Origin of the sequence: Streptomyces sp. NBC_01571, assembly GCF_026339875.1 — a bacterium.
In the GTDB taxonomy this organism is placed as follows: domain Bacteria; phylum Actinomycetota; class Actinomycetes; order Streptomycetales; family Streptomycetaceae; genus Streptomyces.
Genome location: NZ_JAPEPZ010000001.1, coordinates 4,918,439 through 4,934,048, shown reverse-complemented (window position 1 = coordinate 4,934,048; position 15,610 = coordinate 4,918,439). Strand labels below are relative to the sequence as shown.

Annotated in this window: 16 protein-coding genes; 8 read left to right on the top strand and 8 right to left on the bottom strand. The window is 72.4% G+C overall.

The features are described 5' to 3' along the window. Positions 1-48: 48 nt before the first annotated feature. On the bottom strand, positions 49-1,215 hold the full coding sequence (locus OHB41_RS22165; RefSeq protein ID WP_266699970.1) for an NAD(P)-binding protein: 1,167 nt from the start codon (positions 1,213-1,215) through the stop codon (positions 49-51). 126 nt (positions 1,216-1,341) lie between these two features. Between OHB41_RS22165 and OHB41_RS22160 the strand changes: the two genes are divergently transcribed. After that, positions 1,342-2,049 (top strand): pentapeptide repeat-containing protein, encoded by a 708-nt coding sequence (locus tag OHB41_RS22160; RefSeq protein WP_266699969.1) that lies wholly within the window; start codon positions 1,342-1,344, stop codon positions 2,047-2,049. Between the two features lie 126 nt (positions 2,050-2,175). Here the strand turns inward: OHB41_RS22160 and OHB41_RS22155 are convergent, their stop codons facing one another. Beyond that, positions 2,176-2,676: a hypothetical protein gene (locus tag OHB41_RS22155; RefSeq protein ID WP_266699968.1), complete on the bottom strand. Its 501-nt coding sequence runs from the start codon at positions 2,674-2,676 to the stop codon at positions 2,176-2,178. A 37-nt stretch (positions 2,677-2,713) separates the two neighbouring features. On the opposite strand from OHB41_RS22155, the gene OHB41_RS22150 reads away from it, so the two are divergent. Together OHB41_RS22150 and OHB41_RS22145 are read left to right on the top strand one after the other, a co-directional pair. Further along, positions 2,714-4,123, top strand: a complete 1,410-nt coding sequence (locus OHB41_RS22150; RefSeq protein WP_266699967.1) for a M1 family metallopeptidase — start codon at positions 2,714-2,716, stop codon at positions 4,121-4,123. Between the two features lie 100 nt (positions 4,124-4,223). Continuing rightward, positions 4,224-4,598, top strand: a complete 375-nt coding sequence (locus tag OHB41_RS22145) for a VOC family protein (RefSeq protein ID WP_266699966.1) — start codon at positions 4,224-4,226, stop codon at positions 4,596-4,598. Between the two features lie 169 nt (positions 4,599-4,767). Here the strand turns inward: OHB41_RS22145 and OHB41_RS22140 are convergent, their stop codons facing one another. After that, positions 4,768-5,313, bottom strand: a complete 546-nt coding sequence (locus OHB41_RS22140) for a GNAT family N-acetyltransferase (protein WP_266699965.1) — start codon at positions 5,311-5,313, stop codon at positions 4,768-4,770. Between the two features lie 277 nt (positions 5,314-5,590). Beyond that, positions 5,591-6,166 (bottom strand): TerD family protein, encoded by a 576-nt coding sequence (locus OHB41_RS22135; protein WP_266699964.1) that lies wholly within the window; start codon positions 6,164-6,166, stop codon positions 5,591-5,593. A gap of 194 nt (positions 6,167-6,360) precedes the next feature. Here OHB41_RS22135 and arfB point away from each other — a divergent pair, with 194 nt between their 5' ends. From arfB to OHB41_RS22120, 3 genes are all read left to right on the top strand, one after another. Further along, positions 6,361-6,795 carry an alternative ribosome rescue aminoacyl-tRNA hydrolase ArfB gene (gene arfB, locus OHB41_RS22130; protein ID WP_266699963.1) on the top strand — a complete coding sequence of 145 codons (435 nt, stop codon included), beginning with the start codon at positions 6,361-6,363 and terminating at the stop codon, positions 6,793-6,795. Between the two features lie 288 nt (positions 6,796-7,083). Then, the gene (locus OHB41_RS22125; protein ID WP_266699962.1) at positions 7,084-7,365 is read left to right on the top strand and encodes a hypothetical protein; all 282 of its coding nucleotides are present in this window, start codon (positions 7,084-7,086) and stop codon (positions 7,363-7,365) included. A gap of 76 nt (positions 7,366-7,441) precedes the next feature. Beyond that, positions 7,442-8,464: a sigma-70 family RNA polymerase sigma factor gene (locus OHB41_RS22120; protein WP_266699961.1), complete on the top strand. Its 1,023-nt coding sequence runs from the start codon at positions 7,442-7,444 to the stop codon at positions 8,462-8,464. A gap of 124 nt (positions 8,465-8,588) precedes the next feature. On the opposite strand, the gene OHB41_RS22115 is transcribed toward OHB41_RS22120, so the two are convergent. Continuing rightward, positions 8,589-9,152 (bottom strand): flavin reductase family protein, encoded by a 564-nt coding sequence (locus OHB41_RS22115; RefSeq protein ID WP_266699960.1) that lies wholly within the window; start codon positions 9,150-9,152, stop codon positions 8,589-8,591. A 372-nt stretch (positions 9,153-9,524) separates the two neighbouring features. Between OHB41_RS22115 and cdgB the strand changes: the two genes are divergently transcribed. Together cdgB and OHB41_RS22105 are read left to right on the top strand one after the other, a co-directional pair. Next, positions 9,525-11,216, top strand: a complete 1,692-nt coding sequence (cdgB, locus tag OHB41_RS22110) for a diguanylate cyclase CdgB (protein WP_266699959.1) — start codon at positions 9,525-9,527, stop codon at positions 11,214-11,216. Positions 11,217-11,344: 128 nt separating this feature from the next. Then, positions 11,345-12,340: a CBM35 domain-containing protein gene (locus OHB41_RS22105; RefSeq protein ID WP_266699958.1), complete on the top strand. Its 996-nt coding sequence runs from the start codon at positions 11,345-11,347 to the stop codon at positions 12,338-12,340. 85 nt (positions 12,341-12,425) lie between these two features. On the opposite strand, the gene OHB41_RS22100 is transcribed toward OHB41_RS22105, so the two are convergent. From OHB41_RS22100 to OHB41_RS22090, 3 genes are all read right to left on the bottom strand, one after another. Next, entirely contained in the window at positions 12,426-13,355 is a 930-nt protein-coding gene (locus OHB41_RS22100; protein ID WP_266699957.1) for a 1-phosphofructokinase family hexose kinase, read from the bottom strand. Between the two features lie 117 nt (positions 13,356-13,472). Beyond that, the gene (nagA, locus tag OHB41_RS22095; RefSeq protein WP_266699956.1) at positions 13,473-14,618 is read right to left on the bottom strand and encodes an N-acetylglucosamine-6-phosphate deacetylase; all 1,146 of its coding nucleotides are present in this window, start codon (positions 14,616-14,618) and stop codon (positions 13,473-13,475) included. After that, positions 14,618-15,568, bottom strand: a complete 951-nt coding sequence (locus OHB41_RS22090; RefSeq protein WP_266699955.1) for an ROK family protein — start codon at positions 15,566-15,568, stop codon at positions 14,618-14,620. The genes nagA and OHB41_RS22090 overlap by 1 nt, the downstream gene beginning before the upstream one ends. Between the last annotated feature and the right edge of the window lie 42 nt (positions 15,569-15,610).

Genomic DNA, 15,610 nt, shown 5'->3' with positions numbered 1-15,610 from the left:
GGAGGGCTCCTCGGGGGGCGCGGGCGGTGACGGGCCCAGCTTTCGACCTCAAGCGTGCTTGAGGTCAAGGCGTTCCCGGATCCCGAAGGCCAGGGCGACGGCTTCGAGCGCGCTGTTGAACGAGACCTCCGAGAGCATGCCGGGCGCGGCCACCTGGTCCCCCGCGAGGTAGACGCCGTCGCCGCGGTCGAGGGCCGGGCGGTCGCGCCAGGTGGTGCCCGGCGGGTCGACCGCTCCCGTGCGCCCCAGCGCCACCGCGTCCCGCCGCCAGGTCACGCGCTCGCGCCAGCCCTCGAACGCGAGGTCGAGCAGGTGCTCGGCGCGGGCGGCGCCGTCGCCGCGGGACTCGTGGGGAGCGATCGGGATCTGCCCCTGGACGAGTTGCTCCCCGGCCGGGGCGAGGGTGCGGTCCCGCGCCGTGGGACGGTCGAGCCGGCCGGGCGCGTCCAGGTCGGAGAGGGCGTAGGGGTCGCCGCGCCGGGTGCGCAGGGCCAGGTCCACGAGGGCGGTCCGGCCGCCGGTCCAGGTGAGGGAGTCGTCCCGCAGGAGGCGGCGGGCGGAGTCGAGCGAGGTGGCGACGACGACCGGGCCGCGACGGTCGGGGAGCGCGTCGACGCGGGCGAGGGTCTCCACCCGGACGCCCAGGTTCCAGGCGCGGGCGGCCATGCGGTCGACGAGGTTCGCCCAGCCGCCGCGCGGATGGCGTGCCGCCGCGGGCAGCCGGGCGGCCCTGCGCAGCCGTTCCTGCACGAAGGCCGCGGAAAGCGCCCCCGGATCGTGGTGGAACAGGGTGACGGCCGAGTAGTGCGCGGCGGCGCGGGCGCCCTCCTCGCCCGTCCGCGCGCTCGCCCAGCTCAGGAAGTCGGCGTCCACGGGCGCCTGCCGGGCGTCCTGGCGCAGCAGTCTGACCAGGGCGAGGGGCGGGGTGCGGCGCAGGACACCCCGGTGGTGCAGGCGCAGCCGCGCGGTCTCCCGGGCCGGTACGGGGGCGAGGGGGCCGGTGAGGCCGCGCTGTTTGAGCCAGGTCCAGTGCGGGCCGCCGCCGTGCAGTGTGTGCGGGCCGTTGTCCGTCCGGTACGGGCCGTCCGCGGTGCGGGCCCGGCCGCCGAGCGTGTGGTGGGCCTCGTACAGCGTGACCCTGGCGCCTGCCTCGGCGGCGGTGATCGCGGCGGTGAGTCCGGCGAGACCGCCGCCGATGACGGTCAGGTGGTGCATGGTTGGCCTCTCCCTGCGGTCGGGGTCGTCTTGTCGGGTACGACTGTTCGCGGGGCCGGAATGTGACATCGGAGGGCAGGACCGCAGGTCGGAGGCGTTGTCAGTGGGGGAGTGCAGGATGGGGGCATGGTGCGGAGAGCGGCGGGCGGGACGAGCGGGGCGAGCGGGCGGGTGAAGGGGGCGCGGCGGCCGGAGGTGCGGCTGCCGTCGCTGGAGCCCCATGAGGGGTCCGCTCTGGAGCCGGACGGGGACTATGACGGGCTGGACTTCCGGGAGACGGACTTCGCCGGGCAGGACGGCGGGGGCGCGCGCTTCATGGACTGCGCCCTGACGGGGTGCGCGCTGGACGAGACGCGGCTGCACCACGCGCGCGTGCTGGACTCGGTCCTGACGGGCCTGCGGGGCGTGGGAACCGATCTGGCCGAGTCGACGTTGCGCGACGTCGAGCTGGTCGACGCCCGCCTGGGCGGAGTGCAGTTGCACGGTTCCGTGCTGGAGCGCGTACTGATCCGCGGCGGCAAGATCGACTACCTGAACCTGCGCAGGGCCCGCCTCAAGGACGTCGTCTTCGAGGGCTGTGTGCTGGTGGAGCCGGACTTCGGAGGCGCCCGCCTGGAGCGCGTGGAATTCGTGGACTGTGTCGTCAAGGGCGCCGACCTCACGGCGGCGACCCTGGTAGACGTGGATCTGCGCCGCGCCGCGGAGCTGGACATCACGCGGGGGGTGGACCGCCTGGCGGGCGCGGTGATCAGCCCGGCCCAGCTGTTCGACCTGGCACCGGTGCTGGCGGCCGCGCTGGGCGTGCGGGTGCACGGCGATATGGATGAGGTCTGAGGGCCAGGGCGAGCCGAGGGGGGAGACGAGCCGAGGGGGAAGGCGAGCCGAGGGGGAGACGAGGTCCGCCGGGGCGAGCGATCGAGGGGGACGTCCGCGGGGAGAACGGTCGGGATCGCGAGAGGATCAGGACACGCGGGGGAAGCGGGCCTGGAGGGTCCACAGGGCCGGGTTCTCGGCGAGGTCGTCGTGCAGATCGGTGAGGTCCGCGATCAGGTCGTGCAGGAAGTCGCGGGCCTCCCGGCGCAGCGCGGAGTGCGAGAAGGTCAACGGCTCCTCGTCGCGGTGCATCCAGTCGGCCTCGATGTCGACCCAGCCGAAGCGGCGCTCGAAGAGCATGCGGTCCGTCGACTCGGTGAAGTCGAGCTCCGCGTGCTGGGGACGGGAGGCCCGGCTGCCCCGCGGGTCCCGGTCCAGCTGTTCCACGATGTCGCACAGCGCCCACGCGAAGTCGAGCACCGGCACCCATCCCCAGGCCGTCGACACCTCCCGGTCCGCCTTGGTGTCGGCGAGGTACACGTCGCCGCAGAACAGGTCGTGCCGCAGGGCGTGGACGTCCGCGCGGCGGTAGTCGGTCTGCGGGGGGTCGGGGAACCGGTTGGAGAGGGCGTAGCCGATGTCGAGCACGTACGTGATGGTGTCATGGCCTCGTAGGATCGCGGACGTGCCCCGATCTTCCGTGATCGTCCCCTGTGTCCTGGCTCTCACCCTCACCTGCGCGCTCACCGCGTGCGGCGGCGGGGACGGCCCGGCGGGCGCCCCGGGCCTGCACGACCCCTACTTCCCGAAGATGGGCAACGGCGGCTACGACGTCACGCACTACGCCCTGAACCTCTCCTACGACCCCGGGAGCAAGCAGCTGCGGGGCACCGCCCGGATCACCGCGCGGGCGACCCGAAGCCTCGACGCCTTCGACCTCGACCTGAAGGGCCTGGACGTCGCCGGCGTCTCCGTCGGCGGCCGGGACGCCCGCTGGAGCCGGGCGGGCCAGGAACTGACGGTGCGCCCGCAAACGGGCCTCGGCAAGGGCGAGACGTTCCGCACCACCGTCCGCTACGCGGGCACCCCGGAGACGCTCACGGACCCGGACGGCTCGCAGGAGGGCTGGCTGCCCTCGGCCCGCGGCGCGCTCGCCCTCGGCGAACCCGTCGGCTCGATGACCTGGTTCCCCGGCAACCACCATCCCTCCGACAAGGCGTCGTACGACATCACGATCACCGTCCCCAAGGGCCTGAGCGCGGTCTCCAACGGGGAGTTGAGGAGCGAGACGACGGCCGCCGACGGCCGGAGGACCTTCGCCTGGCACACCGCCGAACCGATGGCGAGCTATGTCGCGACGCTCGCCGTCGGGGCGTACGACATCACCCGCAGCGCGACGAAGGGCGGGCTGCCCGTGTACGTCGCCGTCGACCCGACACAGACCGCCGCGAGCGCGAAGGTGCTGGCCCGCATTCCGGAGATCCTGGACTGGGAGGCCTACAACTTCGGCCCGTACCCGTTCTCCTCGACCGGCGCGATCGTCGACCGCGCCGGTGTCGCCGACTACGCGCTCGAAACCCAGAACCGCCCCGTCTTCCCCGGCGCCCCCGACATCGGGACGCTGGTCCACGAGCTGGCCCACGAATGGTACGGAGACTCCGTCACCCCTGCGTCCTGGCAGGACATGTGGCTCAACGAGGGCTTCGCCACGTACGCGGAGTGGCTCTGGCAGGAGGACCACGACGGCGACACGGCCGACGAGATCTTCAACGCCCTCTACCGGGGCGACTACTACGACGACGCCGCCGACAACAAGGCGATCTGGGACTTCCCGCCCGCCAGGCCCTCCGGCGCGGCCCACATCTCCGACAGTCCCGTCTACGACCGCGGCGCCATGGTCCTCCACAAGATCCGCAGAACCGTCGGTGACGACACCTTCTACGACATCATCCAGGGCTGGGCCGCCACCCACCGCCACGGCAACGCGACGACCGCCGACTTCACCGCGTACGTCGAGAAGAAGGCGCCGGGCAAGGACTTCGGCGGCATCTGGAAGGACTGGCTGTACGGCGAGGGCAGACCGGCCCGGCCTTAGACGGGCGTGGGCCCTGGACCGGCGCGGTCCTGGACCGGCGCGGGGCTCGCCGGGTGCGGGCGGAAGCGTGGGGGCGTGCGCCGGGGGCAGGGTGGGAGGCATGACGACGACGCTCGGTGCCTTTGTCCTCGGTACTCCCGATCCGCCGGCGCTGGCCGACTTCTACCGGGCCCTGCTGGGCTGGGAGGAGGTCGACCGCGAGCCGGAGTGGGTCCGCCTGCGCGCTCCCGAACAGGAACGCCCCGGCCTCAGCTTCCAGCTGGAGACCGACCACACGCCCCCCGTGTGGCCACAACGCCCCGGGATGCAGCAGATGCAGGCCCACCTGGACCTCCAGGTCGACGATCTGGAGGCGGAGACCGAGCGGGCTTGTGCCCTCGGCGCGACGCTGGAGGAACACCAGCCCCAGAAGGACGTACGCGTCCTCCGCGACCCTCACGGCCACCCGTTCTGCCTCTTCCTCCCGGGCGCCTGAAGGACTAGGTCGTGTTGCGAAAGTCCCGCCTGCCTCGCGGCGCCTGGCACGCCCTCTCGCCGCACCGGGCGAAAACCCGGGTACGTCCAGTACGCGGGCTTCCGCCCGGCACGCCGAGAGCACGCACCAGACGCCGCTCCTCGAAGGGCGAACGGTGCCTGCCGCGGCACTAGGGAGCGTCGGCCCGGTCGGGGCCGGGGGAGCCGAGCGCCTTGCGCAGGACCGCGCACGGACGGCCCAGCCGCCGGTCCTCGCGGTGGTCGATCACCTCGTACCCGAGGGCGGTCCAGAAGGCGAGGCCCTTGGGGTTGTTGTCGAGGACGGCAAGGCGCACGCCGGTGCGGCCGGCGGCCCGGAACCGCTCCTCGACACCGGCCGCCAGTGCTCTGCCGTATCCCTTGCCGTGATCGCGGGCGTCCACGAGGAGCAGGCCGATCCACGGGTCCGGATCCGCCGGGTCGGGATGGTGCGCCAGCGTGATGGCGAACCCGGCGAGCCGCCCGGCGCCACGGGCGAGCAGCAACTCCACGCCCGGGTGCGCCGCCTCCTCGGCGAGCGCCTCCGCGACCTGCTCCGGGCGGATGTCGTCCGGGTCGGGGAAGTCGCCGCTCAGGGCGTTGAAGTCGCGGTTGGAGACGTGCAGGGCGGTGAGTTCGGTCAGGAGCGGGCCCGGGATGTCGTGGTCGGGGGTGAGGGGCAGGGATTCGAGGATCACGCGGTGCAGGTTAGTGGGCGGAGGCGCATCCGGAGTCGGCCGCGGGGTGGAGTCGGGCGCGGGCCCAGGTCGAAGTGCCGGGCGTCCGCCTTCGGGTGCGGGCTCGTGTCTCCGGCCCGTCCGGAACCATCCAGCGCGGGCGGCATGTCCGGCCCGTCCGGCGTGCGAGGACGAGGCTGTTCAGGCCGAACGGGTGCCGGGGGCGGTCCCAGGTCCACGCGAAGAGCCCCTGGCCCGGGTTCCCGGGACAGGGGCTCTGTCGACTCGCGCGTACGGATCAGACGCTGACGCCGAAGTCCTGGGCGATGCCCGCCAGACCCGAGGCGTAGCCCTGGCCGACCGCGCGGAACTTCCACTCCGCGCCGTTGCGGTAGAGCTCGCCGAAGACCATCGCCGTCTCTGTCGCCGCGTCCTCGGAGAGGTCGTAGCGGGCGATCTCCGTGCCGCCGGCCTGGTTGACGATGCGGATGTAGGCGTTACGGACCTGGCCGAAGTTCTGCGAGCGGTTCTCCGCGTCGTAGATGGAGACCGGGAAGACGATCTTGTCGACGTCGGCGGGGAGGCCCGCCAGGTTGACGTTGATCGCCTCGTCGTCGCCCGCGCCCTCGCCGGTGCGGTTGTCACCGGTGTGGACGATGGTCTGGTCCGGGGTCTGCTTGTTGTTGAAGAAGACGAAGTGGGCGTCCGAGTAGACCTTGCCCTGCTGGTTGACCGCGATGGCCGAGGCGTCGAGGTCGAAGTCGGTGCCCGTGGTGCTGCGGACGTCCCAGCCGAGGCCCACGGTGACGGCGGTCAGGCCCGGAGCCTCCTTGGTGAGCGAGACGTTGCCACCCTTGGACAGGCTTACAGCCATTGTTGGGAGTCCCTTCCCTCGTTGCGTACGTGCGATGTGCCCGTACGTCGGGCTTCTTACGGCCACGAAGCTACAGCTACCCCTAAGAACGCCAAGAGGGGTGCCGAAGGTTCCGGCTGTCTTTACTTTCTTTACCTTTGCGCCGGACGGACCCCGCGAAAAACGGGTGACGTGGACCGGACATCCGGGAGACCATGAACCCCATGTCCGGTCCTTATGTCATCCGCGGCTCCGTCTCCCTCCCCGAGGCCGAGCTCATGTGGCGTTTCTCGCGGTCCAGCGGGCCGGGCGGACAGCACGTCAACACCACCGACTCGCAGGTGGAGCTGCGGTTCGACCTCGCGAAGACCGAGGCGCTGCCGCCGGTCTGGAAGGAGCGGGCGCTCGCAAAGCTCGCCGGCCGGCTCGTCGACGGCGTGATCAGCGTGCGGTCCTCGGAGCACCGTTCGCAGTGGCGCAACCGGGAGACCGCGGCCGTACGGCTCGCCTCCCTCCTCGCCGAGGCGACGGTGCCGCCCAAGCCGCGCCGGGCCACCCGTATCCCCCGGGGCATCAACGAGCGACGGCTGCGCGAGAAGAAGCAGCGCTCGGACACCAAGCGCGGGCGTTCCGGGCGCGACTGGGGCTGAGGGCCGTTCCGTGATCCCCCCGGTGGGCGCACGACGGCGGCTGCGGCACCTCGCCGCGTTGTCGAATCGCCCGAATACACCCGGTACGAGGACGACCCTCCGCCTTGCGATGCACCGCATCTGACGCCGCGCGCTGATCCACCGGGGATTACGGGACAGTCCTTGGGGCGGCAACCCTGGATCGTCACATTCCAGACACCGTGTTCCGACGGCGCCGTGCGAAACGCCCGGCGCCGTACGCGTATTGAGCGGCGGGCCGAGTCGGCCACTCGTGGCTACGCTCGGGGAATGGACGGAAATGAGGACAGAGCGCATCTGGAGTGGTGGGCCAACCGATCGAGCTGCCTGGCACGGATCCCCGTCCGGCTGGCCGCCGGCCCCGGCCCCCGGGCGTGGGACGCCGTCGTCTCGCCGCCGCTGGACAGGGGCGCGCGGGAGGACATGCAGTTCCTGATCGAGGCCAGCCCCTACTTCACCCTTCGCTTCGGCGACGATTCCGTGACGGAGGTCGAGGTGGAGCGGGCGGGAGACCCCGGCCGGCTGCGGCTGAGCGCCGTGCCGGAGGCCTGACGTCACATCCCGGGCCCGCGATCCGTCAATCCACCGACGGACGAAGGACCGCGGGCCCGACGGGGAGATGTGACGGATGAGCGACAGCGAATTTCTGAACGAGAACCATGAGAACGGTCGGAACGCGCGCGAGAACACGGGCGAGAACCCGTCCGGGAACACGTACGGGAATGCGAAAGCGAAGCAATATGGCGGTGGCGCGGGGAGTGGCGTCGGGAACGACGCCGGGAGCGGGAGCGAATTCCTCGCCGCGCGTTTCGAATCGCATCGCGGCCGTCTGCGCGCCGTCGCCTACCGCATGCTCGGCTCGCTCGCGGAGGCCGACGACGCCGTCCAGGAGGCCTGGCTCAGGCTCAGCCGCGCCGACGCCGGCCGGGTCGACAACCTCGGCGGCTGGCTGACGACGGTCGTCGGCCGGGTCTGTCTCGACATGCTCCGCTCCCGCAGGACCCGCGGGGAGCAGCCGCTGGAGGAGGGGCCCGGGGTGCGCATGCCCGAACCGGTGCTCAGCCCCTTCGGCGGCGTCGACCCCGAACAGGAGGCGCTGCTCGCCGACTCGGTGGGTCTCGCGCTGCTGGTGGTCCTGGAGACGCTGACGCCCGCCGAGCGGCTCGCCTTCGTGCTGCACGACCTGTTCGCGGTGCCCTTCGACGAGATCGCGCCCCTGGTGGGCCGTACGCCGGCGGCCTCCCGTCAGCTCGCCAGCCGGGCCAGGCGCCGTGTCCAGGGCGGGGCCCCGGCGCCCGATCCGGACCTGGCGCAGCAGCGGGAGGTCGTGGAGGCGTTCCTGGCGGCGGCGCGCGAGGGCGACCTCACGGCCCTCGTCGCGGTGCTCGACCCGGACGTGGTGGCACGGTCCGAGGGCGGGGTGACGACCGGCGCGGTGAACGTGGCCTCGAACGCGAGCCGTTTCGCCCATCTGGCCCGGGTCGCGCGGCCCGCCCTGGTCAACGGCGCGGCGGGAGTCGTGGTGATCGAGGAGGGACGCCCCGTCGGCGTCCTCGCGTTCACGGTCGTACGGGGGCGGATCGCGGTGATCGACATCCTCAACGATCCGCGGCGGCTGGCCCGGGTGGACGTCACGGTCCTCGACCGGTGAACGTTGGCCGACGGCCCCCGGAACCCCACGGGTGCCGTGTTCCGGGGTGCCGGCCGCCGGGGTGCCGGCTTTCGGGGCGCCCGTTCTCGGGACGCCGCCTTCCGGCGCGTCGGCTGCCGGGGTGTCAGCCCAGCTGCCGGTAGCGGCCCTTGAAGTGCACCAGCGGCCCCCCGTCCGCGCTCGGCACCGACGCCGTCAGCACCCGCCCGACGACCAGCGTGTGGTCACCGGCGGTGACCCGCTGCTCGGTGCGGCACTCCAGGGTCGCCAGGGCGCCGCCCACCAGGGGCGCCCCGGCCGCCTCGCCGCGGACGTACGGGATGTCCTCGAAGAGCAGACGGTCACTGATGCGGCCCTTCATGGCGAAGCGGCCGGCGATGTGGCGCTGGCTCTCGGCGAGCACGGAGACGCCCCACAGCGGCTGCTCGTCGAGGAGGTCGTCCATACGGGAGCCCTCGCGCAGACTGACGAGGACCAGCGGCGGGTCCAGGGAGACGGACACGAACGCCGTCGCCGTCATGCCGACGTCCTCGCCGCCCGGTCCTTCCGGGTCCAGGGCGGGCTCGTGCGCGGTCACCAGGACCACGCCCGCGGCCAGCCGGGACATGGCGGCGCGGAACTCGTCGTTGCTCACCCCCTCAGCATGCACGGAGGGGGTGGAAGGAACGGCAGGGGGAGTGTTCAGCACGCCGAAACGCTAGTCTCCGACCCGGGGCGTCCACATCGGACCTCGGCCCGAGGCGGGTCCTAGGTCCCAGGACGGACACAACCGCTCACAGTGTCTGCACGGCATCTAAATATGTGTTCAGTTAACACACGGGGAAAATGCAGAAACCCCACTCAATTGTTCATCTTACGCTGTGACTTGAGTCACAGGAGCCATATTTTGTTGACCCTGTGTACCGAGTGGGCAGCGCGCTGTGATTCAGTGGCGGGGAAGCTATGCGGGAAGCTACCAACCAGTACGCGCAAGAGAACTCAGGTACAGAGAACCGGTACAGAGAACCAGGTACGCCGAAGACAACCCTGGAGTAGCTGCGAGGTCTCGAGGGGAGGGCGAATGGAGACCGAGTCGGAGCCCTACGTCCGTCTTGCGACCCTGCGGCAGCTGCATCAGGTGATGGCGGACATGAACACCGCGCGGAGCCTGGCGGACACGCTGCAGACCGTCGCCGACGGCGTGGTCACGGGCCTCGGCTACGAGCTGGCTTGTGTCAACCTCGTACGCCCCGACGGCGACCTCGTGGTCGCCGCGCTGGCCGGCAACTCCGCCGCCGAAGCGCTGATCACCGGCAGGGTCGGCTCCCGCACCTCCTGGGACCGCCGGCTGAACATGGGCGAGGCCTGGGGCGACCTGCGTTTCATACCGCACACCGAGGGCTGGGTCCTCGACGACGACGACGTACCGCAGTGGTACACCGACGGCCCCGCGCCCCGCTTCGAGGACGAGTGGCACCCCTCCGACCGCCTCTTCGCGCCGATGTACACCCCCGGCGTCGGCGGCAACACGGGCGAACTGATCGGCGTCCTGTCCGTGGACCGGCCGCGCAACGGTCGGCAGCCAGGCGCCTGGGGCCGTGAGGCCCTGCAGATGTACGCCTTCCAGGCCGCCATCGCGATCAGCAACGCGCGGCTGCGGGCCAACATGCAGCGCGCCCTGGTCCGCCTGGAGCGCGAACAGCAGGCCCTGCGCGCCAGCGAGGAGAGCTTCCGCCAGGCCTTCGAGTACGCGCCCTCCGGCATGGCCATCGCCGAGATGGGCGGCGACCAGCACGGCCGCATCCTGCGCACCAACGACGCCCTGTGCCGCCTGCTCGGCCGCCCCGCCTCCGCGATGCGCCGCTACTCCTTCTCCGACCTCGTGCACCCCGAGGACATCGGCACCCTGCTGCGCACCTCGGCCGAGGGCGGCCGCGCGGAGCTCAGGCTCGGGCGCCGCGACGGCACCTACGTCTGGGTCTCGCTGCGCAACTCCGTGGTCGCGGACGCCGCCGACGGCCCGCGCTTCCTGCTCACGCACGTCGAGGACATAGAGGAGCGCAAGCGCCGCGAGCTGCAGCTCGCCCACCGCGCCTCGCACGACTCGCTCACCGGCCTGCCGAACTCGGCGGAGCTGCGCTCCCGCCTCGGCTCCCGGCTGTGCCAGCGCCCGCAGGCCCTCCAGCCCGGCGCGGTCGAGTCGCTGGACGCCGCCTACGGACACGGGCCGTACGCGGAGCAGGCGGCCGAGCACGGCGGCTTCGACGGGCACGCCGCGGCGCACGGCTTCGACTTCGGTCCGGGCGCGGCGGCGTACGACGCCTTCGACCACCATGTGCACACGATCGCGCCCGAGGACGAGACGGACGACGGCGCCAAGGGGCTCGCGGTGCTCTTCTGCGACCTCGACGGCTTCAAGTCGATCAACGACCGGTTCGGGCACAACGCGGGCGACGCCGTGCTCATCGAGGTCGCCCGGCGCCTGACCAACGGCGTCCGCGACGGCGACACGGTCGCCCGGCTCGGCGGTGACGAGTTCGTGGTGCTCGCCGACGGCCTCGGCCGGGCGGACGCGGCGGACCTCGCCGTACGGCTGCGGAACGCGATCATTCCGCCGATCCGGGTCGACGGCCGGGCGGTCCGGGTGGGCGCCAGCTTCGGCATCGGATGGGCACACTGCGGCATGACGGCGGACGAGGTCTTGAAATCCGCTGACGAACGGATGTACGTCGAGAAACGTTCTCGTCCCAAACAGCATCGGCGTGCCGGATAAGTCACAGGTCAGTGGGTTGATGCGGTGAAGGCCACCTGTTTGGCCCCCTGGGAGCGGGTAGGCTCGCCATTCACGTGCTTCATTTCGTGTACCGCATCTGTACCGCACCTGTTGAGGAGTACCTAGGGATGACGCCCGGCAACAACGGCGCGAGCACGCCCGAGGACGACGACCCGTTCGGCTACCTGTACGCCGACGGTCAGGCCAACGGCGCCACCCCGCCCAGCGGAGGTGGCGGCTACGGCTACCCGGGCTCGGTCAACCGGGTGCGAGCGGTCGGTGAACGCCAGTACGGACAGCAGCAGCCCGGCTACGGTCAGCAGCAGGCCGCCGCCCCCACCGCGCCCTACGGCCAGGTCCCGCCCCAGGGGCCCCACGGCCAGCAGCAGCCCGGCTACGGCCAGCCGAACGCGCGCTACGCGGCGCCCGAGACGGCCCCCGGCGGTGCGCCCACCTCCCGGCAGTCGTCGGCCGGCGGTGGCGGCCGCGGTCGCGGCCCGAACACCAAGGGCCTGCTGATCGGCGCGATCGCCGTGGTCGCGGCCGTCGTCATCGGCATCGGCATCGCGATGATGGGCGGCGACTCGAACGACGACAAGACCGGTGACGCGGCGGGCTCGTCCCCCACGGCCGCCCAGAGCTCGGAGCCGAGCCCCTCGAACAGCAACAGCGCCGCCGCCGAGGAGGACCTCCCGACGATCGACGCGAAGGCCCTGCGGCTGGACGGCGGAACCGCCACCGCGTCGGACGTCGAGGGCGCGAAGGCGGACGGCGGCGTCTACGTGACCGGCTTCAACCAGGCCGGCGCCTCCGTCACCTGGACCGTCAACGGCATCCCCAAGTCCGGCAAGTACAGCGTGTACGTCGGGTACAGCGTCCCCGGCAAGGACGGCACCGCCACCCTCACGGTCAACGGCACGGCTTCCAAGACGCCTGTCGGCCTGAAGAACTGGGCGGGCGGCGCCGCGGGCGACTACGCGAAGGGCTGGACGAAGACCTACAACTGGATCCAGCTCGACAAGGGCACGAACACCATCAAGCTCTCGTGCGAGCAGGGCAACCAGTGCGACGCCCTCATCGACCAGATGTGGCTGGTCAACGGCTGGGTCAAGTCCGGCGGCTGAGCTTCCGGGGGTGTCCCGGCCCCGGCGGGCGTCGGAGCCATCGGGTTCCGACGGCAGCCGGGGTGGCGCCGGGAAGCCGGTCCGTTCAGGCCGCGCTGATCTCCCCGGTCAGCGACACCCGTTCCACCAGTTCCTCGTAGGCCGCCCGGTCGAACTCGCCCGCCACCGGCGCCAGTACGGTCGCCGTGGACAGGGCGACGGCCCGTGCCAGGCGCTGCGGCCACGGCAGATGTTCCACCAGGCCCGACAGCAGGCCCGCGACCGCCGAGTCGCCCGCGCCCGTCGGATTGCCGTGCACGCGGTGGGGCGGGGCGGCCCGCCAGAGGCCCTCCGCAGTGTGGGCGAGCAGCCCCTGCGGACCCAGTGAGGCCACCACGGCGTGCGCGCCGCGCCTGCGGGCGTCCCGGGCGGCCTGCAACGGTTCGTGGGAGCCGGTGAGTTCGGCCAGTTCGTCGGCGTTCGGCTTGACGATGTCGGGGCGGGCGGCGACACCCCGGCGCAGTGGTTCGCCGCTGGTGTCGAGGAGGACCGGGACGGCCGCAGCGCGGGCCGCGCGGATCAGCCCCGCGTACGCGCCCACCGGCACCCCCGGCGGCAGGCTGCCGCACAGGGCCACCGCCGAGGCGGAGCCCAGCAGATGGTCGTACGTCTCCCGGAAGGCCGCCCACTCGGCCGGGGTTATCTCCGGACCGGGCTCGTTGAGCTGGGTGGTGTCACCCGTCGCCGTGTCGACCACGGCGATCGTGCGGCGCGTCGAGCCGGACACCGGGACCAGCGCGTCCACCAGGCCGGGACCGGCGGCGAGTTGCTCCTTGAGGGAACGTCCGGTGGCGCCGCCCGTGAAGCCCGTGACCGTCACCCGGTGGCCGAGGGCGGCGAGCACCCGGGCCACGTTCAGCCCCTTGCCGCCGGGGCGTTCGGTCACCTCGGTCACCCGGTGCGAGGCGTGCGGCCGCAGGGCCCGCACGCGGTAGGTGATGTCGACAGCGGTGTTCAGTGTGACCGTGAGGATCACGTGGGCCGACCTCCCCCGATGCGCTTGCCGACAGTTCCGGAGGCACGATCATGCCAAACGCGACGGCGGTCGGCCCAGTCCCCCGGGCCGACCGCCGCACGGCAACAAACGGATGAATCAGCCCAGTTGGGGATCGACCACCCAATCGCCCTTGCGCATCACGCCCTTGAGCGCGAACTCAGAGTCGAGAACCACCAGGTCGGCGTCCTTGCCCGGCTCCAGCGAGCCCACCCTGTCGTACGCGCCCAGCAGCTTGGCCGGGTTGGCGGACAGGGCCGCGACGACGTCCTCGACCGGCAGCCGGTCGATCGTGACCGCCCGCTGGAAGGCGCGGTCCAGGGTGAGCGTCGAGCCCGCGATCGAGCCGCCCTCCACCAGCCGCGCGACACCCTCGCTGACCTCGACCTCCAGCGGACCGAGGAGGTAGCGGCCGTCGCCGAAGCCCGCCGCGTCCATGGCGTCCGTGATGAACGCCACCCGGTCCGCGCCCGCGTGATGGAACGCCAGCTGGAGGGCGGCCGGGTGGAGATGAGTGCCGTCGTTGATCAGCTCGACGGTGATCCGCTCGTCCTCCAGAAGGGCCGTGATCGGCCCCGGCGTGCGGTGGCCGAGCGGGGGCATCGCGTTGAACAGGTGCGTGGCCACGGTCGCGCCCGCGTCGATGGCCTCCACCGTCTGCTCGTACGTCGCGTCCGTGTGCCCGATCGCCGCGATCACCCCGTGCTCGGCCAGCAGGCGCACGGAGTCGAGGCCGCCCGGTAGTTCGGTGGCGAGGGTGACCATCCTGGCCCGGCCGCGCGCGGCGTCGATCAGCTTGCGGACCTCCGCCGGGTCCGGGTCGCGCAGCAGTTCCTCTGAGTGGGCGCCCTTGCGGCACGGTGAGATGAACGGGCCCTCGAAGTGGATGCCCGCGATGTCGCCCTGCTCGGCCAGCTCGGAGAGCAGCCCGGCGCGCTGGGCCAGGCCGTCCATGTCACCGGTCACGGTCGAGGCGACGACCGTGGTGGTGCCGTGCAGCCGGTGCGTGTGCACGCCGCGCAGGACCTCCTCGACGGTGCCGGAGGTGAAGGAGGCGCCGCCGCCGCCGTGGTTGTGCAGGTCGACGAAGCCGGGGACGAGCCAGTGGCCCGACAGATCGGTGGCCGGGGTGTCCTCGGCCGTGCTCCCGGCGATGCGCGTGCCGTCCACGATCACGCGTCCGCCGTCCACGACTCCGGTGGGCAGGACCACCCTGGCACCGGAGAGAACCTTGCTAGGGGCCATCAGGTGGTTACCTCCGAGCGGTCGGTGAGGGGAGTTTCGAGCAGGTCCCAGGCCAGCAGGCCCGCGCCCAGGCAGCCGGCCGTGTCCCCGAGGGCCGCCGGGACGAGCGACGGCAGCTTCTGGAAGGTGACGCGTCGCTCCACGGCGGCCCGCAGGGGTGTGAACAGGGTTTCCCCGGCCTCCGCGAGACCGCCACCGATGATCAGGGTGCGCGGGTCCAACAGGGTGAGCGCGGTGACGAGACCGTCGGCGAGCGCGTCGACGGCGTCCTGCCAGACCCGTACGGCCCGCGGGTCCCCCGACTCCACGGCCTTCGCGCAGTCCGCCGCGTCGGCGTCGGGGGATCCGGAGGCCTCGGCCCAGGCCTGGCTGACGGCCGCCGCGGACGCGTAGCGCTCCAGACAGCCGTGCTGTCCGCACGGGCACGCGGTGCCCCCGGGGCGTACGACGATGTGGCCGATCTCGCCGGCGAAGCCGTGCGCGCCCGCCTCGACCGCGCCGTTGATGCCGATGGCACCCGCGATGCCGGTGCCGAGAGGGACGAACAGGAAGCGGTCGGCCCCCTGCCCCGCGCCGATCCGGCCCTCGGCGAGACCGCCGGTGCGCACGTCGTGCCCGAGGGCCACCGGCACCCCGCCCAGCCGTTCGCCGAGCAGCCGGCGCATCGGCACGTCGCGCCAGCCGAGGTTGGCCGAGTAGCGAGCGGTGCCGCTGTCGGCGTCGACGATGCCGGGGACGGCGACCCCGGCGGCCGCCGCGGATACGCCGAACCGTCGCTCGCCGTCGGCGCGCAGTTCGGCCGCGAAGTCGAGGATCGCGTCGACCACGGCGTCCGGGCCGCGTTCCCGGCCGGTGGCGCGGCGGGCCTGGTGGAGCAGCTCGCCCGCCGGCCCGACTAGGGCGGCCTTCATCCCGGTGCCGCCCACATCGAGGGCGATGACATGTCTCACGGGGACAGTCTCGCCCCTTACCCCAGGAGAGGTCTAGTCCAC

Excerpts from the sequence above, each read along its gene's own strand:
- cdgB (WP_266699959.1), top strand. The coding sequence starts at position 9,525 with ATGGAGACCGAGTCGGAGCCCTACGTCCGTCTTGCGACCCTGCGGCAG.
- nagA (WP_266699956.1), bottom strand. The coding sequence starts at position 14,618 with ATGGCCCCTAGCAAGGTTCTCTCCGGTGCCAGGGTGGTCCTGCCCACC.
- OHB41_RS22165 (WP_266699970.1), bottom strand. The coding sequence starts at position 1,215 with ATGCACCACCTGACCGTCATCGGCGGCGGTCTCGCCGGACTCACCGCC.
- OHB41_RS22120 (WP_266699961.1), top strand. The coding sequence starts at position 7,442 with ATGAGCGACAGCGAATTTCTGAACGAGAACCATGAGAACGGTCGGAAC.
- OHB41_RS22105 (WP_266699958.1), top strand. The coding sequence starts at position 11,345 with ATGACGCCCGGCAACAACGGCGCGAGCACGCCCGAGGACGACGACCCG.
- OHB41_RS22125 (WP_266699962.1), top strand. The coding sequence starts at position 7,084 with ATGGACGGAAATGAGGACAGAGCGCATCTGGAGTGGTGGGCCAACCGA.
- OHB41_RS22135 (WP_266699964.1), bottom strand. The coding sequence starts at position 6,166 with ATGGCTGTAAGCCTGTCCAAGGGTGGCAACGTCTCGCTCACCAAGGAG.
- arfB (WP_266699963.1), top strand. The coding sequence starts at position 6,361 with ATGAACCCCATGTCCGGTCCTTATGTCATCCGCGGCTCCGTCTCCCTC.
- OHB41_RS22160 (WP_266699969.1), top strand. The coding sequence starts at position 1,342 with ATGGTGCGGAGAGCGGCGGGCGGGACGAGCGGGGCGAGCGGGCGGGTG.
- OHB41_RS22145 (WP_266699966.1), top strand. The coding sequence starts at position 4,224 with ATGACGACGACGCTCGGTGCCTTTGTCCTCGGTACTCCCGATCCGCCG.